A 25,519-nucleotide genomic window follows, 5' to 3' on the forward strand; every position below is an offset into this window, starting at 1 on the left:
GCGTGTAGCCCTCCGCTCTGCCGTTTCGTCGGCGGTTACTCGGTGTCCGGCGGCCAGGTGGCGCGGTCGCGGAGGTGGTGGAACTCCGTCAGCTCGGAAGCGAGGACGTCGAAGTGCGGGAGCGGGGCCCACAGGCTGCGCTCGCCGATGACGTAGAGGCGGCGTTTGGCGCGGCTCGCGGCGACGTTGAGCAGGTGCGGGGTGCGGGCCGCCCAGTCGCGGGCGCCGGGCCGGCCGCCGCCGAGCACGAGGACGACGACGTCGGCTTCCTTGCCCTGGGCCCGGTGGACGGTGGCGCAGCGCTCCTCGATCAGTTCGGACGTCCAGACGTCACGGCCGCGGCAGATCTTCTGGCATTCGGCGACGAGGGCCCGGAAGGGGGCGATGACGCGCACGCGTTCGACGGCGACGCCGTGCCGGTGCAAGTGGTCGAGGACGAACTCGAAGGCTCGGCGGTCGCGTTCGCCCCACGGCGCATCGGACGGCCGGGCCGGGTCGTCGGTGTTGAGCCAGCGGCTGGGTAACAGGCCGTCCCGTGCCACATCGGGGAACGCCTTGTGTTCGGTGCCGTGGACCATGAGGCCGCCGTACGCGACCTCGTTGCTGACCGTGAACATCGGCTCTTCGCAACGGCGGTGCACGCGCAGCGGCGAGCCCACCCAGACGTGCTCGTCGCCGGCGTCCGGGGCCGGCAGGTACGTGCCGTAGCGGTTGGTCCGGTCGGCGACGGCCTGGGCCGAGGTGGCCGAGGGCAGCCAGTGCTCGTCGACGCCGTAGGCGCGCAGCAGACGGCGCTGGAGGGCCTCGGGCATGGTGACGACGGGTTCGAGCTGGAGCGGATCGCCGACGAGAACGGCACGTCGAGCGCGCCACAGCGCGCCGACGGCGGCCTGCGGGGTGGCCTGCCCGGCCTCGTCGACGAGGACCCAGCCGATCGACTCACGGCCGAGGCGGGCGAACATGCTGCCGACGGAGGAGAACGTGGTCGAGACGACGGGCACCAGGAGGAAGAGGGTCTGCCAGGCGTCCTCGACCTCCTCGTCGGGGACGGGCCCGTTGGTGCCGGCCATCAGCTCCATGAGGACCTGGAGGTTGCCGCGGACCTTCTTCGCGGCCCCGGCGACGAAGGCGCGGTGCAGGTCGAGGGCGCGCAGGAACAGGTCGCTGCGCGCGGTGGACCACGCCTCGTCGGACCAGGGCGAGCCGAGTTCCTGGTCGGCTTCGTCGAGGTGAGGCCAGCCGAGGGGCAGGGACGGCAGCGTCCGGGCCGCCTCCCGCAGTTCGCGGTGGCGGCTGTCGAGTTCGGCTACGGCGCTCCGCAGGTCGCGGCGGGACGAGTCGGCGGTCTGTCGGGCCTGCCGGAGGGAGGTGGCTGCCGCGGACTCCCGTGTGCTCGCGGCCCGTTCGTAGGCGAGGGCGGCGCTGAGGCTGGCGGCTGCCTCGTCGACGGCGCTGCCGTGCCGGGCGTGCAGGTCGGCGGCCAGGGACTCGGCGCGCACGGCTGCGGCGACCTGCTCCAGGGAGTCCTCGAGCGCGGCGCGCTGCTGGACGAGCAGGTGCGCGATCTCGGCCTGGGTGTGCTCCTGCTGCCGTTCGGCGGCCTGCCGGTCGGCCGCGCTCCGCAGCAGGCGGCGCAGCCCGCCGCGCAGGCCCCGCTCGACGGCCGGGGGCGCGTCGTGGCGGGCGGTGAGCGCGGTCACGTACTCGCGGTGGTGCGCGGCCAGTTCACGGGCGGCCGACAGGTCCGCGCGGGCGGTGGCCAGCTCCTGGCGGGCCCGCGGTACGTGCTCGGAGGCCGTCCCGAATCCGGCCTCGGCCACCACCGTGGCCGTCCGGGCGGCGGAGGTGACGGTGGCGGCCCGGTCCAGGACCGTTGTGGCGGCGGCGACCTGCTGGTCGGCCCGGGACACGGCGGCTTCCAGGTCCGCGATCCGCTGCCCGGCCGACGGGGACTCGACGGCCGCCAGGACCCCGGTCAGCCGGGCGCGCTCGGCGCGCAGCCGCTCCACCTCGGCCTGGGCGGCACGGAACACCGCGATGGCATCGGTCCACGAGGGCACGGGTCGGGCGGGCCCGGCCGTCGCAGTCGGGGCCTGGCCCGCCGCGACGACCGCACGCCGGCCAGCGGTCGGGGGCTTGGGCGGAATCCAGTCGCGCAGGACGTTCTCCATGCCGCGCAGTGGTGGCAGTCCCGCGTCGGAGCGGGCCTCGGTCTCCTTCTCTGGCAGCCGGCCCCACCAGAACCGGTTTCCGAACTCCTTGCGGTTGGTTTTGTTGCCGAGCACCGCCGCGACCAGACCCCAGGCTGGCCCGCCGAGGAGCGCGGAGGCGAGGTCGGAGAAGTGGTCGGGGCCGCCGTGCCAGTGCTCGCCGAGCGCGCCCATGCCGGGCAGTTCGGCGGTGATGTTCTCCACGGCGCCGTTGTTGGAGGAGGTGACCACGATCTCGAACCCGGTCAGCCGCGGGTCGAGCCGCGACACGGTGCGGGGGTACGTGCCCTGGCGGTCCCTGCCCTGCCAGGCCGGACTGGTGAACGCCTTCTCGGGCCGGTCGAACGTGGCCAGCACCGCCGCTCGCTCGACGATCAGTGCGGCGACCAGGTCCCGCAGCATCGTTGTCTTGCCCGTGCCCGGCGGGCCGTTCACGGAGAACATCCCACCCGCGGTTCCCGCTCGGTCGGCGAGCATGCGGTCGACCGCGAACTGCTGGCTCAGCGCGAGCGGCTGATCCGCCGGTGCGGGCCAGCGGCCGTCCGGAACGAGGCCCGGAGCCACCCCGTCGAGGACGACCCCGCGCTCTTGGCGGACATCCGTCCGCGCCCCCACGGCGACGGAGTCGAGCTCGGTCAGGTACGCCTCCAGCGCCGGGCCGATGCCCTTGCCGACCGCCGCGGACACCCGGGCGAGGTCCGGAGGAAGCAGACTGTTCAGGAACGGCGCTGCGGCGGCGACCTTCTTCCGCGGGTCCGTCGGCCGGCGGACCAGCCTGCTGCGCACCCGGACCACCTGCGGCCGCAGGTGGTCCCGTACCCCGCACAGGTCGGCGATCTGCGCGGTCAGGGCGACTAGATCGGCGAACCCGAGCGCACGGGCACCGGCACCGTAATCCGCCTCGGTCGACATGTCAGGACCGTCGGCCGACGACTCCTCGGGGACGCCCCGGGTGCCGTCCGGCCCCCCGGACTGCACTTGCTCCTCGGCGGGGCGGCGGGCGGCGACCCAGTCCGCGGCGCGGCGCACCAGGGGTTCCGCCGCGCCCTGCAGGGCGGCGCCGGCGACCTCGCCGAACAGGGCCCCGACCGCCCCGACGGCAGCGCCGCCCAGGATCTCGGCGAGCAGCCGTTGCCAGCCGCCGCCAGCCGCGCCCGGCGCTCCCGCAGCACCCTCGGAGCCGGGCCACCGCTCGTACGCCGTTCCGGCGGCCGGTGCGGTGGGGCCGTAAGGGATCGCGGTGGCCGTGAGCTCGTCGATCGCCCCGCCGAATGCGTCGTCGAGCTCCTCGAATCCGTCCAGCCACCCAGGTGTGGACGGCCCCGGATCGAAGAGGCGGCCGGTCGCCCAGGCGCACGCAGAGATCACGGACGTGTCTTCGAGCGGTCGGCCCTCGTCGTCCAGGACCAGTGCGAACATCGCGCTCTGGCCCGACAGCACCAGCTCGGTCTGAGGCACGCCGGGGTCGGGATCGGTCCCCGCGGGCAGTACGGAGATCATTGCCTGGCGGAGCAGCTCCAGATCGAAGACCCCGCAGTAGACCTCGTGCCGCCACATACGTCCGTACGGTGCCCGCCGTGCCCCCGTCTCCGGATGGTCCGGAGCCCACGGCAGGAGCGGTGGTACCCGGCCCGGCTGCGGCGTCAGGTCGGTTACGTACTCGTCCCTCGGCCCGGAGCGGGCGGCGGGGCGTCGGCGGGGTAGCGCCGGGATGGTCGGCGGGCTGAACAGCTCGATCGCGCGCCAGCACTCCAGCAGGGCCTGCCGTCGACGGTCCTGCGCGTGTCCGTTCCGCACCCACTGCCCCCGTGTCGCACGCGCGGCATCCTGCCGCTCCCCTGAAGATCAGCCGTGTCGCCGAATCTACCGGACCGTCAGCGGGCCGAGTCCCGATCAGCGGGGGCCTACGGCGCCGGAACGCCCAGGGACACAGGGCCGGTTCGGCCGACTCGGGCCCGGGGCGGGAAGGCGCCAAGGGCGTGGTGGAACTCCTGTGGGCCCCGACTGTCGCGAGCAGTCAGGGTCGGTGCGTGCATGCCTGACGCGAGGGCTACTAGCGCCGACAGGACTGGGGGCTACGGCAGGACATGCTCTTCGCGCACCCCACGCCGGAGAAACTGGCCTCACACATCGCCCGCCTGTCGGGCTGACACCCGAGACACGACAACGGGGGACGGCCGGTGGGCCGGGGCACGGCCCACCGGCCCGCTGGCCGGGGAGAGCTCGCCGTCTGCCGCCGCCCATCGGTCGATCACTCCGGGGAAGCCGCGCCGTTCCAGGCTTCTGAGGTCGTCCTGCCGATCGGACCACCATGCCGCGAAGACTCCGGTCAACTGATACCGGTCCATGATCCCCAATGGCAGGAGTTCCTCACGGAAGGAAGCCATGAGGTGGGAGCGCCACTTGAACAGCTCGCCCCGCAGCGGCTGATCGAGCGGGTCGTGGGCCTCGACGAGGCGGAAGCTCTGCTGCCTGGCTTCGACCGGGCCTTCCCCGCCGGGATGACGATGATCGATCCGCTCCACGGCTGAATCCACGGCGGACGCGGCCGGGGCAGCGGGCGTTGCGGCGGGATTTGTACGGGTTGTCGGGTGATGATGGCGCAGTGCGACTTGATCACGTGTCCTATGCGGTGGCCCGCGACAGCTTCGTCTCGACCGTCCAGTGGATCGGATCGGCCCTCGGCGCCGGGTTCGTCGACGGGGGCGTGCACCCGCGATTCGGCACCCGCAATTTTATTCTCCCGCTGAGCGGCGGCACCTACGTCGAGGTCGTCACCACACTCGATCACCCCGCCGCCGACCGCGCACCCTTCGGCCAGGCGGTCGCGCGCCGCGCCGCCGAGGGCGGCGGCTGGCTCGGTTGGGTGGTCTCCGTCGACGACATCGCCCCGGTCGAGGCCCGCCTGGGCCGCACCTCGGCCGAGGGCCACCGTGTCCGCCCCGACGGGTTCGACCTGAGATGGAAGCAGATCGGCCTGCTGGAACTGCTGGAGGACCCGCAACTGCCCTACTTCCTCCAGTGGTCGGTCCCCACCGAGGAGCGCCCGAGCGCCGACCCGCGCACCTCCACCACCATCCACGGGGTCTCCATCGCCGGCGACGCCGCCTCCATCGCCGAATTCCTCGGCGAACCGGCCGACCACCCCCTCGAACAGATCGACGTCACCTGGGTCGAGGACGAGGAACCGGGCCTGGTCTCGGTCGAGTTCGCCACCGCCCACGGCCCGGTCACGATCTGACCAGGGACCGACCACCCCGCGGGAGCAGCCGGCTGGGGTCTCCTGGCCAGCGCGTGTCTCTTCGATGGGTTGGTCAGTTGATCGGATGTGTCTGCCCGATCAGTGATCACTGATGCGATGTGGGGCCGGATCGAGCCGCTGATGCCGGCCGATCCGGTCCGTGGACGGCGCTGGGCCGATCACCGCCGAACGCTCGAGGCCATCGCGTGGAAGTACCGCACCAACTCGCCCCGGCGGGACCTGCCCGACGAGCTCGGCCCGTTCCAGACCGCCCACAAACGGCTGATCAGATGGGCTGTCAACGGAACCTGACAGAACATCCTGACCGCCGTGCCGGCGGCCGCGGACGCCGGTGACGACATCGGCTGGACCGTCTCGGCCGACTCCACCGTCGTCCGCGCCCACCAGCATTCCGCCGGAGCACGCAAAAAGGGGCCGAAGGCCGCAGCGAGCCCGCCGACCACGCCCTCGGACGCTCACGCGGCGGCCTGAGCACCAAGGTCCACCTGGCCGCCGACGACCGTGCACGGCCCCTGGCCCTGACCGTCACCGCGGGCCACGCCGGCGACGCACCCGCCTTCGAAGCGCTCATGGCCCGTATCCGCGTGCCACGAAGCGGGCCCGGCAGGCCCCGAACCCGGCCGTTGGCCGTGCTCGCAGACTGGGCCTACTCCTCCCGTGCCATCCGGTCCCACCAGCGACGACGTGGGATCCGCGCGGTCATCCCGCAGCCGTCCGACCAGATCGGCCACCGCCTGCGGCGAGGACGCCGAGGCGGGCGCCCGCCCGGCTTCGACGCCGAGATCTACAAGCAGCGGAACAGCGTCGAGCGCTGCATCAACCGCCCCAAGCAGTGGCGCGGCCTGGCCACACGATGCAACAAACTCGCCATCGCCTACCAGGCAGCACTCCACCTCGCCGCCATCCTCATCTGGGCACGACGCTGACCAAAGAGACAGAACTTAAAGGGTGTTGCAGAAGGCTGAATCTTGGGCATTTTGCCTTTATGGGTGGGGTGTTGCGGGCTGAGCCGGTGTGGGTGGAGACGTTCACGGGCTTGCGGATCGAGCGGTCGCGAAGCTGGTGAAAGTGGTGCGGGAGCGGGGCGGAAACGGGCCCGGCGGTGGCCGCCCCTGGTGCCTGCCACTGCCTGACCGGGTGCTGCTGGTGGCGGTGTACTACCGGACGAACCTCACCATGCGCCGGCGCGCCCCGCTCTTCGGGATCTCCCCGGCCACGGTCTGCCGCATCATCCAGCGGCTGAGCCCGCTCCTCGCGCTGGAGCCGACGCCGCGGCCCGTCGCCGGCGTGGACCGGCTGTGGATCGTGGACGGCACCCTGATCCCGGTCCGCGATCGGACCGTTGCCGCGTCGTCCCGCAACTACCGGTTCTCGGCGAACGTGCAGGTCATCATCGAGGCGGACAGCCGACTGGTCGTCGCGAGGTCACGCTCCGGCGGATGAACAGGGAATGGTTCCCCGGTGTCGGGCGACGTGGTGAGTCACTACGTCGCCCGACACGCCTCGGGTGAGCGCTTCAGGAGCTCGAAGACTTCGGCTGGACCGACGTGGTCGAACTCGGGCTTCAAGTCCCTGCGCTGCCTCGCGATACCGATATGCCGAAGGATCGCTCAGGCGTGCCGCGTATGCCCTCCTGGCTGTTCGCCTACCCCCCCGGCGGCGAGGCCCGCGGCCTGTGGCTCGGGCTGCTGATCGGCCTCGCCACCACCGCACTCCTCCTCCTGCGCCGCTACGGCCGAGCCCTGAACCAGACCGCGCCCGTCCTGGCAGCGGCCGGCAACTGACCGCGCGCCCCTGGTCTATCCCCAGGAGTTGGCGATGAGGCGGGTGCGGAAGGTGACACCGTCCGAAGTGTCGTGAACGGTGATCGTGCCGCCGTGCAGAGCCGCGATGTCCAGGGCGATGGACAGGCCAAGACCGGTGCCGCCGTCGTCGCGGCTTCTGGCGTCGTCGATGCGTGTGAACCGCTCGAAGATCTTCTCTCGGTCGTCGGAGGCTATCGGGAGGCCGTCGTTCGCGACGTCCAGGACAGCGTCGCCGGTTACCGGGTCTGCCGTAAGCCGTACGGTGACGGAGTGGCGGGCGTGCCGCTGGGCGTTGTCCAGGAGATTGGTCAGGAGGCGGCCGAGCCACAGTGCATTGCCGGAGATGACGATGTTGCCGGACGTGTGGAGGGCGACCTCATGAGGGTCCGTTGAACGTGCTGCCACGGTGGCACGGACGAGTTCGGTGAGGTCGACGGGTTCGCCGGGCCGGCTCTGCCCGGTGGCGTCGAGGCGGGCGAGCAGGAGCAGGTCGGCGGAGAGCGCCTGAAGGCGTTCGGTGTCCTGGAGGGCGCCTTCCACCAAGGTGTCACGCACCTTCGGGTCGGGGTGGGTGTGCGCGACCTCGAGCTGAGTCCGGAGTACCGCGAGAGGGCTGCGCAGTTCGTGCGAGGCATCGGCGATGAACCGGCGCTGCCGGATACCCGCGGCTTCCAGTCGTTCCAGCATGGCGTTCATGGTCTCGGCGAGGCGGGCGATCTCGTCGTCGCCGCGCGGCGCGGGGACCCGGCGGTCCAGGCCGCGATCGCTGATCGCGGCGACCTCGGCGCGGATGGCCTCGACGGGCCGGAGCGCCCGGCCGGTCGTACGCCAGGTCAGGGCGCCGACGGTGAGGAGCAGCAGGGTGCTCAGGGCTGCGAGGGCTGCAGTGGTGATGTCCTCGGCCGTGTCGGCGGTGCGCAGCGAGGCGCCGACGTGAATGGTCACCGGTCCGGTGGGGGTGGCTGTGGTGACGGTGCTGACGCGCTGGTCGTGCTTCTCGCCGAGGGCGTCGAGGTTGTATGTCCTGTGGCCCTCGTGGGTGCCAGTGGGGGTGAGGGCGGGGCGGCCGGTGAGGTTCTGGCTCTGTGCGACCACCTTGCCGTGGGTGTCGACGACCTGGATGAAGTCCGTTCCGGGGCCGAGCGGCAGCTGAGGGGTGAGGTGACCGGCGGCGGCGAGGCGTGAAACGGCCTGGGTCTCCTTGCGCGCCCCGGTTTCGACGGTGCGTTCCAGGTTGATGCGCAACAGCATCTGGACGACGGCCGAGGCGGCGAGCATGACGACGGCGACGCTCACACATGCGGCGAGGGTGGTCCGGGTACGGACCGAGCGCGGCGCCAGCCGCTGGATCAGTGCAGCCGCCCTACGATGACCAGCCAGAGGGCGCAGGAGCGCACCGGCCCGGCGGCGTGCAGCGCGGAGGATCCCGGGGTGCCCCGGTTCGGGTGCGATCGTTTGCGGCTCAGCCACCGTCAGCCGCCAGCCGGTATCCGGCGCCTCGGACGGTCTGCACCGCGGCCCGACCGAACGGGGCGTCGATCTTGCGTCGCAGGGCGCTCACGTGGACTTCCACGGTGTTGGGGTCGCTGTCCGTGTTGCTGTCCCAGACCTCGTCCAGGATTTCGCGCTTGGAGACGGCCTCACCGGCTCTCCGTGCGAGGTGGTCCAGGACGGCGAACTCGCGCGGGGTGAGAGGGATGGACAGGCCACCGCGGCTGCACGTGCGGGCGGCGGAGTCGATGACCAGGTCGCCCAGGACGGTGCGCTGCGGGGCACGGCTGCCGATCCGGCGGGCCAGCGCGCGCAGGCGGGCGACGAGCACCACGAAGGAGAACGGCTTGGAGAGGTAGTCGTCGGCGCCGGTGTCCAGAGCCTCGGCCTCGTCCCACTCGCCGTCCTTGGCAGTGAGCATGAGGATGCCGACATTGCTGCCGCAGGCCCGTAGGCGCGAGCACACACGGTAGCCGTTCAGGCCGGGCAACATGATGTCGAGCAACACCACGTCGTAGGTGCGTTCCGTGGCCTTGGCGAATCCGGACAGGCCGTCGTGAGCGAGGTCCACGCTGAATCCCTCGGCGGTCAGCCCGTGCTGAAGCGCCAGGGCCAGCCGGCGCTCGTCCTCCACCACCAGTACACGCATGCCCCAAGAGTGGCACGCCGCCCGGCGCCGGAGCCGCCAAGCTGAAGGGGCCTTCAGGTCTTCAGCATCCCTTCAGCGTGCCCGGACCATGCTGTGCCCGGATGTCCGGGCACAGGGCCCCGGACCTTGCCAAGAGGTAGGGGTGGTCACAGTGAGTGAATCCGTGGGTAAGTCCGTGGGCGCCGACGAGTCGCAGGAGCAGACGGGTGAGGGTGGCTCCGGCACGACGGCTGAGAAGCTGGTCGGCGGGCGTCGGCCGCGTGGCCGCAGAGCGCGATGGGCCGCAGCCGGTGCGGCTGCCGTGGTGGTGATCGGCGGCGGCGCGGCTGCGGCGGCCATCCACCATCACGAGGAAGAGGGACGCGGCGAGCACAAGGTGGCGGCTGCGGGAGACCACGAGCGCGGCGACGATTCGCGCGAGGACTCCGAGGGCCGCGATGGCCGCGATGGCCGCGATGGCCGCGACGGGCACGACGGCCGGCACCGGGTCGGTGAGCGCGGCCCGCGCGCTGACGACTTCCGCGCCCCCTCGACCGACGGCGCCCCGGCCCCACTGCCTTCGCTTTCCGCAGCGGACGCCGTGGGCAAGGCAGCCACGGCGGTCAACGACGGCAAGGTCGAGTCGCTGGCACCGGTCACCGAGCAGGGCGGCGGCCGCGCCTGGCGGATCGTCGTCGTCGGCCCCGACGGAGTGCGGCACGCGGTGACCGTCGACGGCACCAACGGCACGCTCACCGGCAACACCGTCCTGGGCGGCTGAACCGGACCGACCCAGCGGCGCGGCCCCGGCCGCGCCGCGCAGAAAGGAGTGCCGCCGTCTTGGGCGCCACGACAACCCCTCGGGCGCACCGCCGCGCCCAGGCCCAGGCCGTTCGTTCCGCGGCAAGCAAGGTCCCCGAGGTGACCGCGGTGTTCTGGATCGTCAAGATCCTCACCACCGGCATGGGCGAGACCACCTCCGACTACCTCGCACGAGCCCTCGGGCCCGTCCCCGCGGTCGCTGCGGCTGGTCTCCTGCTGGCCGCCGCCCTGGTCACGCAGGCCCGCACACGCCGCTACGTCCCGGCCGTGTACTGGTCCGCCGTGGTCATGGTCAGCGTCTTCGGAACCATGGCCGCCGACGTCGCGCACGTCGCCCTCGGCGTGCCCTACACGGTGTCCGCGTCGGCGTTCGCCCTGGCCCTGGCCCTGGTCTTCATGGTCTGGCGGCGGACCGAGGGCACCCTCGCGGTGGAGACAGTGGCCGGCGGACGCCGCGAGGTCTTCTACTGGACCGTGGTCATGGCCACCTTTGCCCTCGGCACGGCCGTCGGCGACCTGACCGCGGCGACCCTGGGCTGGGGATACCTGCCGTCGGGACTGCTGTTCGCCGCTCTGATCGCCCTGCCGGTACTCGCTCACCGGCTGTTCGCGCTCCCGCCCGTGCTCGGCTTCTGGTGGGCGTACGTGCTCACCCGGCCACTCGGAGCCTCCTTCGCGGACTGGGCCGGCGTCGGCGCCGAGCGCGGCGGCCTCGGGCTGGGCACCGGGCCGGTCAGCCTGGTCCTCGCCGTGATCATCGTCGCCGCGGTCCTGTGGCTGAGCGCCGCCGACCGACGCGCGACACGGTCTCCGTCCTGACGCCCGGCCCCTGTCGCCGTACTCGACTGCGTGCACCACCGAGTACGGCGAGAGGGGCATCGCTGTCGTCATGCCCGGTGAGATGGTCAGGATGCGTTCAGGTTCCCGATGACACAGTCGGGCCGCATGACCTACGAAACGTCTGAGAGTCCCACGGCTCCAGGGGCAGCCGCCCACCCAGGAGACCAGCTGCGCATCGGCGAGAGCGTTCGGACGCCTGCCGGGCAGATGCTGAACAAGGTGCCCGAGGTCACGATCTGGTTCTGGATCATCAAGATCCTGTGCACCACGGTCGGCGAAAGCTTCGCCGACTGGATCAACATGAACCTGGGTGTCGGCCTGCTCAACACCGCTTTGATCTTCACCGGCGCCCTGGCAGCCGTCCTGGCCTGGCAACTCAGCACCGAACGCTACATCCCGTTCGCGTACTGGCTCACCGTCGTGGTGGTCAGTGTGACAGGAACTCTTTACACCGACATCCTCACCGACAGCCAGGGAGTGCCCCTCGCCCTGAGCAGTGGCGTGTTCGCCGGCGTGCTCGCAGTGGTCTTCGGCATCTGGTACGTGAGAGAGCGGACCCTGTCGGTCCACAGCATCACCACCCGGCCCCGTGAGCTCTTCTACTGGCTCGCGGTCCTGGTCACCTTCGCGCTCGGCACCGCCACCGGAGACTGGACCCTCGAGCTCACCGGCTGGACCGCGGGAGTCTCCGTGCTCCTGCCGCTCGGCCTGATCGTCGCGATCATCGTGGGCCGGCGCCTCGGAGCCAATGCCGTGCTCTCCTTCTGGCTGGCCTACATCCTTACCCGTCCGCTCGGTGCCAACCTCGGCGACTGGTTCGGATCGCCCAGCGGCGACGGCGGCCTGGGCCTTGGCACCGCTTTGACGAGCGTGATCTTCCTGGTAGCCATCCTCGCCACGGTCGTGTACCTCTCCCGCAGCCGGAGTGATGTCATCGAGACCCAGGAACCGACCCGCACCCCGCGGGCACTGAGCCCGGCACGTGAGCGGGGCATGCTGGTCTACTACGCCGTCGTAGCGGTCGCGGCCGCAGCGCTTCTTGTCTGGGCGAACCACCAGCCGCACGCCGCTGCGAGCGAAGAAGCGGACACCCCCGCGCCGGTGACCGGCCCCATCACACCGCAGGAGGCGACGGCGCCGTTCCCTCCGGCCAAAATCGCGAAATTCCGCGCCATCGCGGCCGACACGCTGGCGAAGGTCAACTCGGGTGATCAGCGAGCCGCGACCAGCCGCGTTACCGACCTGGAGACCGCGTGGGACGACGACCAGTCCACCCTTGAGCCCAAGAGCGAGAAGGCGTGGAGCTTCCTCGACGGCGAGATCGACCAGGTACTGAAGGCACTGCGCGCCCCACACCCCGACAAGGCCACCGAGGTCGACGCGCTCAACAGGCTCCTCGCCTCTCTCGGCTGAACAACCTGACGGACGGCGGACGCCCCGGCGCATTCCCATGCGTCGGGGCAGGCGGCCAGTGAGCAGTGCCTGCCGGGACGGGACCGCCTGCACACAGGGGGCCGGGTTCCCGTGGCTTGCCGGGCGAGTGAACTGGGCGTTTACCGTCGCCTCACCGTGAGCGGGCCGGACGCCAACCCGCCGCTGCCTAGCGTCAGAGGAGACCTCGTTCCGCTTCGTCTCCGGAAAGGCGCCATGATCATGCGACGTACCACCGCTCCCGCCCCGGTGCCCGCCGCAGACGGCCGAGCCACCCTTCCCTTCGGCACCATCGGAGCCATCGGGGCGGCCTACCGGGTCGACCGGCCGGGACGTCGAGGGGGCCTGCCGTGACCACCGCCGACCTTCGGCGCCACCGCGGGCGACTACCTCACCAAGCCCACCGCCAAGGGAGGCCTCGACCTGGGCACTGTCGGCTCCTCGGCGGTACTCCTGACGGTCCTCTTCGCCTTCATGGCCTACGGCCACTTCCGTGACCGGGCACGCGGCGGAGAGACGCAAGGCAACATCCCGCAGGCAGTGGAATAGCTGGTCGGTGGCGCGGACACCGGCCAGGGAAGCAACTCGCTGTGCCGGGTCGCTGAATGCACCTTCAGGTCTTCAGCGACCCTTCAGCCGAGTTCCGCCATGCTCGCCGTATCGCCCGGGGAAGGCCCGGGGCGGAGATCACACCACCGTACCTGGCCAGCCACGGCATCCCAGGGCCCCGGCCCGGCGACTTCACGAAGAGGGGAACTCCGTGCCACATCTCGGTGGTCCGACGGACCGGCGCGCGGCGAAGCCCACTCTCGTACACCAAGGCTGCAGAGACGGTCGGTTGCGTGTCAGCATCGTTTCCGCCTCGATAGGCGCCGGACACGACGGAGCCGCCGCCGAACTCGCCCGTCGCCTCACGGCCGATGGCCACACGGTGGACCGGTGGGACCTGCTCGACTTGTTTCCCGCCCGAGCCGGACGAGCCGCCAGCAGCCTCTACCACCGTCTGCTGGACCATGCGCCGTGGGCCTACCAGCGGATCTACACCGGCACCGAGCGCGCCGGGGGAGCGGGTCCGGCCGCCCGGGCCCTGCTGCGCACTGTGCAGAACCGGGTGCTGCGGGCCCTGCCGGCCGATACCGGGGCGGTTGTCTCCACGTACCCAGGGGCCAGCCACGTGCTCGGCCGCCTGCGGCTGGCCGGCGAACTCACGATCCCGGCCCTGACCTATATGACGGACTTCTCGGTCCACCCGCTCTGGGTGGCACGCGGTATCGACCAGCACCTGGCCGTGCACGAGGTGCCGGCCGCACAGGCACGCGCCCTTGGAGCGGCCGAGGTCCAGGTGAGCGGGCCCGTCACCGATCCGCGGTTCCGTCCGCCACGTGACGGCGAACGGGCAGCAGCTCGAGAGCAGTTCGGTCTCCTGTCGGGCGTTCGATACGCGCTGCTGGTTGCGGGATCCTGGGGGGTGGGGCCAGTGCGTCAGGTCGCGGCCGAGATCCGCGCCTGCGGTGTTGCGGTCCCGGTCGTGGTATGCGGCCGCAACCAGGCTCTGGCACGGCAGCTCGCCGCTGACGGCATCGAGCACGTTCATGGGTGGACGGACGATATGCCGAACCTGATGTGGGCCTGTGACGTGATGGTTCAGAACGCCGGCGGGCTGACCTCGCTGGAGGCGTTCGCGAGCGGCCTCCCCGTAGTCAGCTACCGGTGCATACCCGGCCACGGCGCAGCCAACCCCGCAGCCTTGGATGAGGCAGGGGTCGCGCTCTGGATCCGCGACGCGGCAGGTCTGCCCGCCGCGCTGGAGGACCTGATGGAGGGAAGGGCAGGGATCCGGCACAGGGCATCGGGCCTCTCGTTGTTCCCAGCCGACCCTGCGCTCGGGCCGGCCGCGGCGATCGCTGGCGCCCGCCTTTCTGCGGGGCGTCCAGCCGTGTCCGCTCCGAGGCCGGCGCCACACGCCCCGGGCAAGCCGGGCGCACCAGCTCGCCGACCCGTCGTTCGGCTCGCCGCCACATGCGCCGCCGCCACCGCCGTCTGGGCCAGTGCGGTCGGCACAGCCGTTGCTACTGGTCACCACGCTCCTGTGCTCCTGCGGGCCCTGGAGCACCGCATCGACCCAGACGCCCGGAACACCTCCGGGCCGGGCGGGGGTTCAAGCCGGGTGCGGATGCCGTGACGCCGTGGCCGGGGCCTCGCCCCCCTCTCCCTGGCTCGCCGCCGGACCCAGGTCATCACGAGGACGAGGGCCGCTGCTGCGCCGTACGCGATGTTGCTCAGCGACGGCTGGAAGTGGAGCGTCGGGGCGAGGACGTAGACGGCGGCGCCCGCGAGGGGGATGCCGAGCCATTCCCAGCGTCCGTCCAGGGCTACGAGGGCGATCAGGAGCAGCGCGTACCAGGAGTAGCCGGGGGTGAGGAGGACGAAGGACCAGCCGGTGACCAGGAGGGCGCCGCTCCAGGGGCGTCGCGGGTCTCCGCGCCACATCACGTACAGGGACACTGCCGCGACGATGACGAGTAGCACGGGGAAGGCCCAGGCGTCTGGCAGGACCAGGCGCAGGAGCGAGTAGCGGGATCCGGCCGAGGCGTCGTCGTAGCCCTCCTCCTCGACGTAGCCGCCGAGGTAGCCGAAGACCGAGCCGTGCGAGAGGAGGACGTACGGGAGGTAGGCGAGTACGACGATGGCAGCGGCGGGCAGCAGTACCGCTGCCGCGTCGCGGACGCGCCGGACCCCGGACAGTGCGCCGGGGAGGACGACGGCCGGCATCAGCTTCGTGGCGATGGCGGTGCCGATCAGCGCTCCGCCCGCTGCCCGCCGGGTCAGGGCCCGTGAGGCGACGAGACCGAGGGCGGTGACCGCGAGGAGCACGCCCAGGACGTCGGCGTGGGCGTTGTTGACCGCCTCGATGGGAACGGCCGGGCACCAGGCCCAGTACGCGGCTTTGCGGAGGTCGTCGCCGCGCCGTCGCAGGATCAGGAGGAGCGCGCCGGTGACGCCGAGGGAGAGCAGGGCGGCGCCGATCTGGAGCGGCTTGTGGCGGGAGTTGGCGGGGGAGAGGCGGTCGACGGCCAGGAAGTACGCCTCGGCGACGGGTGGGTAGATGGTGTGGACGGCGGGCCTGTTGAGGCGGGTGCAGTGGGGTGTGCTGCCGGTGTGGGGGATCGGGGCGAGGTCGGGGCCCGTGCAGGCGGCGCCGGTGGGGAAGAGCCAGGGGTCGCGGAGTCGGGCGAGCGCCGGGTCCTGTGGGGCGTGGTCGTACGGGGAGATGCCGGCGGACTGGACGCGGCCGTCCCAGGCGTAGCGGTAGGAGTCGGTACTGGTCCGCGGCGGCCCCATCAGCCCGGTCAGCGTGATGGTGACGGCCCCCGCAGCGATCAGCCACGCGGCGCGGCGGGCCGGGACCCGGCGCAGAGCCAGCAGCGCGACGGTGAAGAACACCCAGCAGGCCGCGTACCAGCAGAACAGGCCGACGGGGTCGCTGAAGTAGCCCCCGTACATGATGGTGTGGGCGAGGAGCGCCGTGAGTGCGGCAAGGGCGAGGGCGGTGAACAAAAGCGCGGTGCGAGGAGTGAGGGCGGTCGGGGGTTTCACCTGCGGAATCGTTCCAGGGATCAGCTCTCCTGTAGGCCGTGCCGTCGCGGATGTCCGTGCTTCGTAAGGTGTTCCGGCAGCCTGCGCGGGCCTCGGCGGGGGTGTGATGGGGGCATCCGTTTCACCCTGCCCGGGCCGCCCGTCAACTTCAAGGCGCGCCTGCACGATGCCCGTACCGCGACCGCGATCGGCCGCTGGCTCGGCCTGGCCATGGCCGTCTGCTGCGGGCGGACTTCCCGCAGTTCTTCGCCTGGCCGCCGGTGCGATCGGTCCTCCACGCGCTGGAGCGGATCTCGGTGGCGGCCCTGGTCGCGGCAGGACGGTTCGAGCTGTTCACCGGGCTGCTGAACACCTTCCAGTGGTACCCGTCGCGGGCTCCCTGACCGCGATCGCCCTTCCCCCGCTCCTGCGTCCGGGAGGCGTGGCCAACCCCACCGTCCTGCCGCTCGACTACCTGCGCAACTGGCTGCTCGCCCTGGCCGCCATCGCGCTGTTCGCCCTCGCGCACGTCGGTGTGCGTGCCGTGGCGCGCCGGGTGGGCCGGGAGAGCCGTCGAGCCTGATCGGGGCGCCGCTGCGGAGAAGCGGTCACTTTCGCCAGAACAGGTGGTGCGTCACCCCGCTCGGGCTGGGGACGACGTCCAGGTTGAACCGGTCGAGCAGCTCATCGGGCGACTCCCAGAGTCGTACGCCGGATCCGAGCTTCACCGGCGAGACCGCCACGTGCAGGGTGTCGACGAGGTCGGCGTCGAGGAACTGCCGGATGGTGGTGGCTCCGCCGCCGAGTCGGACGTCCTTCCCCTGCGCCGCGTCCCGGGCCTGCTCGAGGACCGCGGCGGGGTCGCCGTCGACGAAGTGGAACGTGGTGTCGGAAAGGGTGAACGAGGGGCGCTTGTGGTGGGTCATGACGAATACCGGGGTGTGGAACGGGGGCTCGTCACCCCACCAGCCCTGCCATTCATGGTTCTGCCAGGGCCCGCGCTGGGGGCCGAACTTGTTGCGGCCCATGATCTCGGCGCCGATGTTGCGGGCGTAATCCCGGGTGAGGTAGTCGTCCAGGCCCCGGCTCCCTCCGGGGGCGGTGCGCATGGGCCAGCTCGCCGTGGCGCCGGCCCACGCGAACAGCTTCTCGGGCTCGACGTGACCGAACGGCCTCTCGAGGGTCTGGTCCTCACCGGCACCGATGCCGTCACTCGAGACGTTGAAGTTCTGGACTCTCAGCAGCTGAGCCACGCGTTCCTCCTGTGATGGGAGCGATATCGGTAGTGAGACCTGCCGGGCCGGGAAAACTCATCGCTGCGTCCGCGAATGGTCCGAAATCGGGCCACTCAGACTCTCCCTTATGAGGTTCACGTGGCTTGGAAGGGCCCAAGCGGAGTCCGGCCCGCCGCAGGTGCCCTATCGAGGGTCAGCGACTCCGGGTGGGATCCTAATGCTGCGGATCCCACCCCGGCGGTTCGCCGCTCGGCAACCGTCAGTGCGTGAGGTGTACGAAGTGCCGGCCCGCCCTCTGCCAGCTGTCGTACGGGGTCCAGCCCGCGGCCCTCGCCTCGGCGCGCAGGGCGCGGGTGCCGAGCCGGGCCCACCAGAAGGGGGCTCCGCGGCCGCCGTTGCCGTCTTCGACGTAGACCTCGACGCGTTCGTCGACGTCGGCGGCGGCCACCTCGACCAGCAGGGAGCCGTCGGGTGCGGTCAGTTCGGCGGTCCGGCGCAGCAGGGCGGCGGGGTCCCCGCCGATGCCGATGTTGCCGTCTATGAGGAGGACCGTGCCCCAGCCGCCTTCGCGGGGAAGCGGGTCGAACACCGACCGGCACAGGGCGCTGCCGCCCGCCCGCTCGGTACGGGCCACGGCCTCGGGGGTGACGTCCACGCCGAGTGCCGTATGGCCGAGCCCGGCGAGGGCGGCGACCAGGCGGCCCGGTCCGCAGCCGATGTCGAGGACGGGCCCGGTACACCGGGCCAGGACCGTGTCGTCGGCCGCGTCGGCCTCGGCGCACCACCGCTCGACTTCGAGCGGCAGCAGCCAGCCGTCGCGCCGACGGAGGAACAGCGGCCCCTGCCCGGTACGGAGGGCGTCCGCGTACGGGTCCGCCTGCCAGGTACGGGTGGCGGGCTCGGCGAGCTGGGCGGTCATCGGGTCACCGCGCACAGGCCGTGGTGCAGGGCGGCGAAGCGCGTCCGCGGGGCTGCGGCCGCGACCCGTTCCGCGTCGGCGGGCGTGTCCACGTCGCAGAGCTCGGGCAGGTCCCGTACGGAAAGCCCGGCATCGGTCAGGCGCTGCCGCTGCACCTCGCCGGTGTGTGCCACGGACATGGGGACGCCGAGCAGCAGGGCCGGGTCGGCCTCGGCGAGGCCGAGGGCCCAGAACCCGCCGTCGGCGGCGGGCCCGAACCATGCGTCCGCCTCGGTGAAGTCGAGCCCGGGCGCGAGCAGGCCGGGGGTGACCTGCGGGGTGTCCATGCCGATCAGCAGGGCCGGTCCCTCGGCCAGGGCGAAGGCGGCGGCCAGCCGGACGTCCAGGCCGCCCGTACCCTGCGGGGCGACCTCGATGCCGTCCGGGATCCAGGGACCCGGCTGTCCGTCGAGGACCAGGACACGCCGTTCGGCCGGGGTCGCCAGGACCGCGGTGAGGGTGTCCTGGAGCGAGGCGAGGGCCAGGTCGGCTGCCTGCTGCGGGGTGAACTGTGTGGTCAGGCGGGTTTTCACACGCCCGGCGACGGGGGCCTTGGCGATGACGAGGAGGGTGCTCATGCGGAGATCCCCTCGGTCGGTGCGGGGCGGGCGCTCGGCGGCTCGGCCAGGACCCGCCGCATGTCCCGTACGGCGTGCCAGGTGCCCCGCCAGGTCCCGGTGACCTTGGACTTCCCGGATCGGGGGAGGTACGGGATGTCCGTCTCGGCCACCTTCCAGCCCGCGTCGGCGGCCCGTACGACCATCTGGAGCGGATAGCCGCTGCGCCGGTCGGTCAGGCCCAGGCCGAGCAGTGCCTCGCGGCGGGCGACCCGCATGGGGCCGAGGTCGTGGAGCCGCAGACCGGTGCGGCGGCGCAGCATCTGCGCGAGAGCGAGGTTCCCTGCCCGGGCGTGCACGGGCCAGGCGCCGCGGCCTTGGGGGCGGCGCCGGCCGAGCAGGAGGTCCGTGTCGCCTGCCGCGACCCGCTCGGCCATGGGGGCGAGCAGGCCGGGGTCCATGGACGCGTCGCAGTCGCAGAAGCAGACCAGCTCGGCGCGTGCGGCGAGCAGCCCGGCGTGGCAGGCGGCGCCGAAGCCGCGCCGGGTCTCGTGTACGACGGTGGCGCCGAGGGAGCGGGCGATGTCGGCCGAGCCGTCGGTGGAGCCGTTGTCGACGACGATGGCCCGCCACCCGGCCGGCACCCGCGCCAGCACCCAGGGAAGGGCTTCGGCCTCGTCGAGGCACGGCAGTACGAGGTCCGCGTGGGGCGGACGACAAGCAGAAGGAGTCACCCTCCACACCGTAGGAACCGAAGGGCGAAGAAAGGCGCCGGAAGACCTTACGAAACGCGGACACCGCGTCCCGGGGCGGCAGGCCCAGCTCCGCGCGGCACCGCGCGGCGTCACTCCGGCGGCATGGCATCCAGTAGCGAAACCGACCGCGGCCCGGCCTCCGGTGACGCCACGGGCCGGGTCCTGGTGGTGGACGACGATCCGACCGTCTCGGAGGTCGTGGCCGGCTATCTGGAGCGGGCCGGGTTCACCGTGCACCGGGCCGCGGACGGCCCGGCCGCGCTGGAGACCGCCGCCCGGCACCGGTCCGACCTCGTCGTCCTCGACTTGATGCTGTCCCGCATGGACGGCTTGGAGGTTTGCCGTCTGCCGTCTGCCGTCTGCCGTCTGCCGTCTGCCGTCTGCCGTCTGTCGTCTGTCGTCTGTCGTCTGCCGTCGGCTGCGGGCGCAGGGGGACGGGAGGCGTTCTGTGGCCGTGGTCATGCTCACCGCGCGCTGCGCCGCTGCGCCGACCACGGTCGTCGCGACGGCCGCCACCGTCTCGCTGGGCACGGCGCTGCTGCTGGGGCGTCAGGTCGTACGGCGCTGCCGGGAACTCGTCGTTGCGGCACGTGAGCACGGAGTGCGCCTGGCAGGTGCGGGCGTGGCCCCGCTGCCGGTCGAGGTCGACGGCGAGGAGATGACGCCGGTGCTGTCCAACCTGCTGGGCAACGCCATCCGCCACACCCCGTCCGACGGAACGGTCGCGATCGCCGCGGAACGCCGCGCGGACGCGGTGGTGTTGTCCGTCACCGACGCCTGCGGCGGCATCCCGGAGGAAGACCTGCCCAGGGTCTTCGACACCGGCCGGCGGGGCAGTCAGGCCCGCACCCCTCCCTCGGGTGCGGGCCTGGGCCTGGCGATCGTCCGGGGCATCGTCGAGGCCCACTCCGGGCGCGCGGACGCCCACAATGTGCCCGGCGGCTGCCGCTTCGAACTGACCCTCCCCGCACCCGCGCGGGCCGCGCGGAACCGGCCGACGACGTGGGCCGGTTCCCAGGATCAGCCGATCACACCCGCCGAGTCGCGCTGACCTGCCCGGGCGAACTCGGCCATCCCTTCGGCGAATCCGACCATCGGACGCCAGCCCAGCTCATCGCGCAGCCGGGCGGAGTCGGCGGTGATGTGCCGTACGTCGCCGAGGCGGAACTCGCCCGTCACCACCGGGGCGGGTCCGCCGTGCGCCGAGGCGAGCTCGGCGGCCATCTCGCCGACCGTGTGCGGTTCCCCGCTGCCGGTGTTGTACGCGGTCAGAGCCCCCGCCTGCCGGGTACCGACCGCCTCCAGCGCCACCGTGTTGGCCGCGGCCACGTCCCTCACGTGGACGAAGTCCCTTCTTTGAGCGCCGTCCTCGTAGACCCGAGGGGCTTCGCCCCGGGCGAGCGAGGAGCGGAAGAAGGAGGCCACCCCGGCGTACGGGGTGTCGCGCGGCATGCCCGGTCCGTACACGTTGTGGTAGCGCAGCGATACCGCACGACCCTCCACGCACCGGGCCCAGGATGCCGCCAGGTGCTCCTGGGCCAGCTTCGTCGTCGCGTACACGTTGCGCGGATCCGTCGGGGCGTCCTCGCCGACCAGACCCGGAGCGAGCTCGGCTCCGCAGTCGGGGCAGAGGGGCTCGAACCGGGCCGCCGCCAGGTCCTCGGTCCGACGCGGCCCGGGGCGTACCGTTCCGTGCCGTTCACACGTGTACCGGCCCTCCCCGTAGACCACCATCGACCCGGCGAGCACGAGTTTCCTCACCCCTGCGGCCGCCATTTCCGCGAGCAGTACCGCCGTCCCGAGGTCGTTGCAGCCGACGTAGTCGGGGGCGTCCGCGAAGTCCTTGCCGAGACCGACCATGGCCGCCTGGTGGCACACCGCGTCCACTCCGCGCAGCGAGGCCCGGACCGCGTCGGCGTCCCGTACGTCGGCGCGCACGAACTCGGCGTCGGGCAGGGGCGGTGTGCCGGGGTGGGCGGCGGGCAGCAGGGCGTCAAGGACGACGGGCTCGTGCCCGCGGGCCGTGAGGGCGGTGACGATGTGGGAGCCGATGAACCCGGCCCCTCCGGTGACGAGTACGCGCATGCTCCGGACGCTACGCAGTGCGGAGCCTGCGGAGGGTCTCCCACGCGTGCACGTAAGACTTCCGTCATACGTGAGCGCTGGAAACGGCGACGGGGCGTGACGGCCGGGGGCTTCGCACGGGAAGTCAGTGGTGACTGAGGTGGTCGTGGTCCTTCCAGATGCCGTTGCCCGGCATGTCGAGGCGGGCGGTGAGCGGTCGGCGCCACGGGGGAGTGGCGGTGGGTTCGCCCCAGTAGTCGGTGACCCGTACGGCCCGGCCCTCGCGGAGCTCGGCGATGGTGACGTTGCGGTAGAGGCGGCCGTCGCCGTAGTCGCAGGTCCATTCCACGACGATGACGTCGTCGTCGAGGCGCAGCCGTCGTCCGACTTCGAGCGTGAGCTCGGGGAAGTTCCCTTCGACCTTCCCGATGAGCTCGCTGCCGCGGACGACCTCGCCCATCTGGGGCCATTGCCGCTCGACCTCCGGGGCGAGCGGCACGCCGAGGATGTAGGCGAGGCGGGTGGGGCCGTTCGATTCCGGTGTCGGCTCGTTCATGGCCATCAGTCCTTCCCATGAGGTGGGCGGTGGTCAGTGGTCCGGATGCGGCGTGTGTCGCGGTGCGCCGGAGCCGTCGACCACGCTGCTGATGTGGAAGCGGACGCGGCGGCCGGTGCCGCCCCCATCGTCGTCGGAGCCTTCAGGAAACCACTCCAGGACCGCGGCGCCGGACAGGTGCACGGTGTGCCCCGTGACGAAATCGGCGAACAGCAGGGCCGCGGCGCTGTCGACGGCCGGATTGCCGAGGCTGTTGAACATGTTGTTGCCGGGATAGTCGGGCCACCACAGGCTGCCGCCCTCGACGCGGACGAATCCGGGCAGCCCACCGCGGTGCGAGGCGTCGTTGCCGCGTTGCGGGTGGGTGGTGCCCAGGAAGAAGGTGTCAGCGGCACGGATGAGGCGGGCTTGATCCGATGCCAGGGAGGTTGCATGGCGCACCGGGAAGCCGTCCCTGCCCTCGGCGGCAGCGGGTCCGGGTCGGAGGTGACGCCGCTGGATGTACGGGGGACAGTTGCCGTATGCCTGATCGACTTGGAGCGTGAGACCGTCCTCGTCCGCGGTGGTGAGCGTTCCGTTGATGCGGAAGCGACGCCGGGTGGCGCGCCGTGATCGCGGCGAGTGTGCGGTCGGCGAGGAACCTGGCCGCCCCGCCACGCAGGTCGGGCGGGCGGAGCATGCCGCAGAGCCGGGCGGCCTCTGCGCGCACGCCGGCCTGCTGCTGTACGGCGATCTCTCCTGGGTGGAAGCCCACGGGAGGCGTTTGCTTCGATCTGTTCATGACCGTCTCCTGATCGTGGCGGGACGGATTGCCGGTGGTACGGGGTGGCGGGTGTCCCGGCCCGCCCGTCCTGCCGGGAGGGCGGGCCGGGCTCCGCATCAGGCGACGTGCAGGTGCGGCGTGATGACAGGCCAGTCGTTCTCCACCCCTGCGAGCACGTTGAAGTAGTTCGTCAGGACGTTGAGCGCGACGTGGCCGACCACCTCGCCGATCTCGGCGTCGGTGACGCCCGCGTCCCGCGCCGCCTGCACGGCGCCGTCGTCCACCGCACCCCTGCCGCGGACGATGGCGTCCGACAGCGCCAGCAGGGCGGCGGTGTGGGAATCGGATGCCCCGGCTCGGCGGGCCAGCTCGAGTTCACCGGAGTCGACCTTGGCGATGTTCGCCCTGATGTAGGTGTGGGCGGACAGGCAGTACTCGCACCCGTTGTACTCGGCGGTGGCGATCGCGAGCTGCTCACGGACGCCTGCGGGCAGGGCGCCGGAGAGTGCCAGGTAGCCCTTGAGTAGGACCGGGCTGTTGGCCATCACCTTGGTCATGTTCGGGGTGAGGCCGAGGGACTTCTGCACCTGGGCGAGGAGCGGGCCGGACAGCACAGACCCCGGTACGAGCGCACCGCTGCTCGGCGAACCGCTCCCGATCGAGCTGATGAACACGATCTGGGCCGATCGGGAAGGCGTACACGACGCGATCGCCGACCCCGACCAGGCCGTCGCATGGCTGCGGGCCGTCGGCCCCCGACTGACACCCTCCGCTCCCGCGGTCGGTGCCTGGCTCGACGCCGAACGGCCTGCCGGAGCGGGAGAGACCGCTGCTCGGCTGCGCGACTTGAGGAACGCATTGCGCAGGCTCGCCGCCGAGGCGACCGAGGACCCGAGGCCGGACGCGCAGTCGGCCATCGCCACCCGGGACGCCGCACTCGCGGCACTGAACGAGGCGTGCAGCGCGACGCCGGTGTGGACGACGCTCCACTGGCCTTCCGGCGGGGACCCGACCCGCATCGTGCGCACCGGCGACCTCGCAGGGCAGGCGGTGGTCGCCATGCTCGCCGGACAAGCCGTCGACGTGTTCACCGGCGACATGCGGGCGCAGCTGCGTGGCTACCTGGCGCCGGGCTGCGTGCTCTACTTCGTGAAGCAGCACCCCCGCCGCGAATGGTGCTCGGCCGGTTGCGGCAACCGTGCCCGTGTCGCCCGCCACTACCAGCGCCACCGGGCCACCAGGACCAACCCCGAGTCCTGAGCGGAGGCTCTCCGATGAAGGTCGACGTGCTGACCGAGGCCGTGATCGCCGCCCCGTGCGACAGGGTCGCCGCCTACGCGGCCGACCCCACGCACGCACCCGAGTGGTACGCGAACATCACCTCCGCCGACTGGCAGAACCCGCCGCCGGTGGCGGTCGGCTCCAAGGTCGCCTTCGTCGCCCGTTTCCTCGGCCGGCGGCTGGCCTACACGTACGAGATCACCGCGTACGAGCCCGGGCGCCGGCTGGTGATGCGCACGGACGAAGGCCCCTTCCCGATGGAGACCACCTATACGTGGGAGCCGTACGGGGAAGGCTCGGACCGCACCCGCATGACCCTCCGCAACCGGGGCGAGCCCAGGGGATTCGCCTCCCTCGGCGCCACCGTGATGGCGGCGGCCATGCGCCGCGCCCAGCACAAGGACCTGGCGGCACTCAAGGCGCTGCTGGAGCAGTGAGTACGGATCTCACTTGGGCGGCAGCGTATCCGCGAACGCCACTGCCGTCGTGATCCAGTGGTCCAGCACGGCATCATCCGCCAGGGCCGGGCCGCTGACCGTCACCCAGCCGCGCATCGGGCGACCGGTGAAGTCCTTGGCGCAGTTCGCCGACCGCGGTCCCCGGCCACCATGTCCATCCCGGAGGTGATCCCTGCGCAGGTCCACAGCGCACTGGACCTGACGAAGATCGCATCGGAGTCCACGCTGATCTCCGGGTGCGCGTGGGCCGGTTGCGCGGCCGTGAGCCAGTGCGTCGTGGCGGACCGGCCGTCCAGCAGTCCCGCCGCGGCCGGCAGATGGGCGCCGGCGCACACCGACCCCGTGCACAACCCCGGACCGGCCACCTCGCCCCTCCCCGGAGGCGTACGCTCAACCGCCCGCAGCGGGGGGCCGTCGGCCTGGACCACCTTGCCGGTACCCGCGGCGGCACCGGCCACCCCCGCCGCGGCCGGCACCTCCTCGTCCGGCTCCGCCGTATCCGTCACCCGCAGCTCCCGCACCGCCGGCCGCTCCCCGCCCGCGTACCGCGCCCGCGCGAGCGGGACCCGCCCCAGCAGCCCGCCCCCCACCGAGCCAGGGACGCGGCCCACGATGGGCTGAGTACCGCGGGCGACGGGCGCCAGGAGCGTCACCCGCTCCTCGTAGACCTCCCGCAGCTCGGAGGCCGGCCGACGGGCCGGACCGTCGTCACCGCACACGACCATCCGCCGGTCGTGGCCCGGCTGTTGAGGCTGCGCCGATATCGAAGACACCGCCGAAGGATGCCCTGATGGGCAGGTTGCCCCGGCCCCCGCCACCCGGCCCGC

At 72.1% G+C, this 25,519-nt stretch carries 23 protein-coding genes and 6 pseudogenes; 16 read left to right on the forward strand and 13 right to left on the reverse strand.

Annotated features, from left to right (window positions below; all coding sequences use genetic code 11):
• Window positions 1-35: 35 nt before the first annotated feature.
• Window positions 36-4,007, reverse strand: coding sequence for an AAA domain-containing protein (locus ACIQU4_RS05360; RefSeq protein WP_403726073.1), 3,972 nt, complete (start codon window positions 4,005-4,007; stop codon window positions 36-38).
• A 593-nt stretch (window positions 4,008-4,600) separates the two neighbouring features.
• Here ACIQU4_RS05360 and ACIQU4_RS05365 point away from each other — a divergent pair.
• From ACIQU4_RS05365 to ACIQU4_RS05385, 5 genes and pseudogenes are all read left to right on the forward strand, one after another.
• Window positions 4,601-4,741, forward strand: a complete 141-nt coding sequence (locus ACIQU4_RS05365) for a hypothetical protein (protein ID WP_403726076.1) — start codon at window positions 4,601-4,603, stop codon at window positions 4,739-4,741.
• Between the two features lie 74 nt (window positions 4,742-4,815).
• Window positions 4,816-5,451 (forward strand): VOC family protein, encoded by a 636-nt coding sequence (locus ACIQU4_RS05370; protein ID WP_403726079.1) that lies wholly within the window; start codon window positions 4,816-4,818, stop codon window positions 5,449-5,451.
• A gap of 87 nt (window positions 5,452-5,538) precedes the next feature.
• Window positions 5,539-6,398: pseudogene (locus ACIQU4_RS05375) on the forward strand (IS5 family transposase).
• Window positions 6,399-6,457: 59 nt separating this feature from the next.
• Window positions 6,458-6,903: pseudogene (locus tag ACIQU4_RS05380) on the forward strand (transposase family protein); the annotation flags it as partial.
• Between the two features lie 185 nt (window positions 6,904-7,088).
• On the forward strand, window positions 7,089-7,256 hold the full coding sequence (locus tag ACIQU4_RS05385; RefSeq protein WP_403726082.1) for a hypothetical protein: 168 nt from the start codon (window positions 7,089-7,091) through the stop codon (window positions 7,254-7,256).
• A gap of 15 nt (window positions 7,257-7,271) precedes the next feature.
• On the opposite strand, the gene ACIQU4_RS05390 is transcribed toward ACIQU4_RS05385, so the two are convergent.
• Both ACIQU4_RS05390 and ACIQU4_RS05395 read right to left on the reverse strand, forming a co-directional pair.
• On the reverse strand, window positions 7,272-8,573 hold the full coding sequence (locus tag ACIQU4_RS05390) for an ATP-binding protein (RefSeq protein ID WP_403726085.1): 1,302 nt from the start codon (window positions 8,571-8,573) through the stop codon (window positions 7,272-7,274).
• A 166-nt stretch (window positions 8,574-8,739) separates the two neighbouring features.
• On the reverse strand, window positions 8,740-9,417 hold the full coding sequence (locus tag ACIQU4_RS05395) for a response regulator transcription factor (protein WP_403726087.1): 678 nt from the start codon (window positions 9,415-9,417) through the stop codon (window positions 8,740-8,742).
• A 163-nt stretch (window positions 9,418-9,580) separates the two neighbouring features.
• Between ACIQU4_RS05395 and ACIQU4_RS05400 the strand changes: the two genes are divergently transcribed.
• The 5 genes and pseudogenes from ACIQU4_RS05400 (at window position 9,581) to ACIQU4_RS05420 (ending at window position 14,671) form a co-directional block, all read left to right on the forward strand.
• Window positions 9,581-10,177 carry a hypothetical protein gene (locus tag ACIQU4_RS05400; RefSeq protein WP_403726090.1) on the forward strand — a complete coding sequence of 199 codons (597 nt, stop codon included), beginning with the start codon at window positions 9,581-9,583 and terminating at the stop codon, window positions 10,175-10,177.
• Between the two features lie 59 nt (window positions 10,178-10,236).
• On the forward strand, window positions 10,237-11,037 hold the full coding sequence (locus ACIQU4_RS05405; RefSeq protein WP_403726093.1) for a hypothetical protein: 801 nt from the start codon (window positions 10,237-10,239) through the stop codon (window positions 11,035-11,037).
• 126 nt (window positions 11,038-11,163) lie between these two features.
• Complete coding sequence (locus ACIQU4_RS05410; protein ID WP_403726096.1) at window positions 11,164-12,471, forward strand: hypothetical protein; 1,308 nt, start codon at window positions 11,164-11,166, stop codon at window positions 12,469-12,471.
• A 393-nt stretch (window positions 12,472-12,864) separates the two neighbouring features.
• Window positions 12,865-13,038: pseudogene (locus ACIQU4_RS05415) on the forward strand (hypothetical protein); the annotation flags it as partial.
• A 289-nt stretch (window positions 13,039-13,327) separates the two neighbouring features.
• Window positions 13,328-14,671, forward strand: a complete 1,344-nt coding sequence (locus ACIQU4_RS05420; RefSeq protein ID WP_403726099.1) for a glycosyltransferase — start codon at window positions 13,328-13,330, stop codon at window positions 14,669-14,671.
• On the opposite strand, the gene ACIQU4_RS05425 is transcribed toward ACIQU4_RS05420, so the two are convergent.
• On the reverse strand, window positions 14,566-16,086 hold the full coding sequence (locus ACIQU4_RS05425; protein ID WP_403726102.1) for a glycosyltransferase family 87 protein: 1,521 nt from the start codon (window positions 16,084-16,086) through the stop codon (window positions 14,566-14,568). The two genes, ACIQU4_RS05420 and ACIQU4_RS05425, sit on opposite strands and share 106 nt — an antisense overlap.
• 126 nt (window positions 16,087-16,212) lie before the next feature.
• Between ACIQU4_RS05425 and ACIQU4_RS05430 the strand changes: the two are divergent.
• Window positions 16,213-16,454: pseudogene (locus ACIQU4_RS05430) on the forward strand (molybdopterin-binding protein); the annotation flags it as partial.
• 53 nt (window positions 16,455-16,507) lie between these two features.
• A complete protein-coding gene (locus tag ACIQU4_RS05435; RefSeq protein WP_403726105.1) occupies window positions 16,508-16,648 on the forward strand; it encodes a hypothetical protein in 141 nt (46 codons plus the stop codon).
• Window positions 16,649-16,673: 25 nt separating this feature from the next.
• On the opposite strand, the gene ACIQU4_RS05440 is transcribed toward ACIQU4_RS05435, so the two are convergent.
• The 4 genes from ACIQU4_RS05440 to ACIQU4_RS05455 all read right to left on the reverse strand — a co-directional run bounded on the left by ACIQU4_RS05440 (window position 16,674) and on the right by ACIQU4_RS05455 (window position 19,549).
• Window positions 16,674-17,318 (reverse strand): dihydrofolate reductase family protein, encoded by a 645-nt coding sequence (locus ACIQU4_RS05440; RefSeq protein ID WP_403726108.1) that lies wholly within the window; start codon window positions 17,316-17,318, stop codon window positions 16,674-16,676.
• 241 nt (window positions 17,319-17,559) lie between these two features.
• Window positions 17,560-18,219: a class I SAM-dependent methyltransferase gene (locus ACIQU4_RS05445; protein ID WP_403726111.1), complete on the reverse strand. Its 660-nt coding sequence runs from the start codon at window positions 18,217-18,219 to the stop codon at window positions 17,560-17,562.
• Window positions 18,216-18,836: a DUF2064 domain-containing protein gene (locus tag ACIQU4_RS05450; protein ID WP_403726114.1), complete on the reverse strand. Its 621-nt coding sequence runs from the start codon at window positions 18,834-18,836 to the stop codon at window positions 18,216-18,218. The genes ACIQU4_RS05445 and ACIQU4_RS05450 overlap by 4 nt, the downstream gene beginning before the upstream one ends.
• The gene (locus ACIQU4_RS05455; RefSeq protein WP_403726116.1) at window positions 18,833-19,549 is read right to left on the reverse strand and encodes a glycosyltransferase family 2 protein; all 717 of its coding nucleotides are present in this window, start codon (window positions 19,547-19,549) and stop codon (window positions 18,833-18,835) included. The genes ACIQU4_RS05450 and ACIQU4_RS05455 overlap by 4 nt, the downstream gene beginning before the upstream one ends.
• Before the next feature lie 123 nt (window positions 19,550-19,672).
• Here ACIQU4_RS05455 and ACIQU4_RS05460 point away from each other — a divergent pair.
• A pseudogene (locus tag ACIQU4_RS05460) lies at window positions 19,673-19,915 on the forward strand (response regulator); the annotation flags it as partial.
• Between the two features lie 241 nt (window positions 19,916-20,156).
• Window positions 20,157-20,621 (forward strand): annotated as a pseudogene (locus tag ACIQU4_RS05465) (sensor histidine kinase); the annotation flags it as partial.
• Here ACIQU4_RS05465 and ACIQU4_RS05470 read toward each other — a convergent pair.
• The 4 genes from ACIQU4_RS05470 to ACIQU4_RS05485 all read right to left on the reverse strand — a co-directional run bounded on the left by ACIQU4_RS05470 (window position 20,591) and on the right by ACIQU4_RS05485 (window position 23,627).
• Window positions 20,591-21,655 carry an NAD-dependent epimerase/dehydratase family protein gene (locus ACIQU4_RS05470; RefSeq protein WP_403726119.1) on the reverse strand — a complete coding sequence of 355 codons (1,065 nt, stop codon included), beginning with the start codon at window positions 21,653-21,655 and terminating at the stop codon, window positions 20,591-20,593. The pseudogene ACIQU4_RS05465 and the gene ACIQU4_RS05470 sit on opposite strands and share 31 nt — an antisense overlap.
• A gap of 124 nt (window positions 21,656-21,779) precedes the next feature.
• Complete coding sequence (locus ACIQU4_RS05475) at window positions 21,780-22,190, reverse strand: nuclear transport factor 2 family protein (RefSeq protein WP_403726122.1); 411 nt, start codon at window positions 22,188-22,190, stop codon at window positions 21,780-21,782.
• A 33-nt stretch (window positions 22,191-22,223) separates the two neighbouring features.
• On the reverse strand, window positions 22,224-22,631 hold the full coding sequence (locus tag ACIQU4_RS05480; protein WP_403726124.1) for a pyridoxamine 5'-phosphate oxidase family protein: 408 nt from the start codon (window positions 22,629-22,631) through the stop codon (window positions 22,224-22,226).
• Between the two features lie 438 nt (window positions 22,632-23,069).
• Window positions 23,070-23,627, reverse strand: a complete 558-nt coding sequence (locus ACIQU4_RS05485; protein ID WP_403726127.1) for a carboxymuconolactone decarboxylase family protein — start codon at window positions 23,625-23,627, stop codon at window positions 23,070-23,072.
• On the opposite strand from ACIQU4_RS05485, the gene ACIQU4_RS05490 reads away from it, so the two are divergent.
• The gene (locus tag ACIQU4_RS05490) at window positions 23,620-24,213 is read left to right on the forward strand and encodes a CGNR zinc finger domain-containing protein (protein WP_403726130.1); all 594 of its coding nucleotides are present in this window, start codon (window positions 23,620-23,622) and stop codon (window positions 24,211-24,213) included. The two genes, ACIQU4_RS05485 and ACIQU4_RS05490, sit on opposite strands and share 8 nt — an antisense overlap.
• 14 nt (window positions 24,214-24,227) lie before the next feature.
• Window positions 24,228-24,671: an SRPBCC family protein gene (locus tag ACIQU4_RS05495; protein WP_403726133.1), complete on the forward strand. Its 444-nt coding sequence runs from the start codon at window positions 24,228-24,230 to the stop codon at window positions 24,669-24,671.
• A 101-nt stretch (window positions 24,672-24,772) separates the two neighbouring features.
• Here ACIQU4_RS05495 and ACIQU4_RS05500 read toward each other — a convergent pair whose 3' ends face one another.
• Entirely contained in the window at window positions 24,773-25,465 is a 693-nt protein-coding gene (locus ACIQU4_RS05500; protein WP_403726135.1) for a hypothetical protein, read from the reverse strand.
• Window positions 25,466-25,519: the final 54 nt, after the last annotated feature.

Source organism: Streptomyces sp. NPDC090741 (genome assembly GCF_044769045.1).
GTDB lineage: Bacteria > Actinomycetota > Actinomycetes > Streptomycetales > Streptomycetaceae > Streptomyces.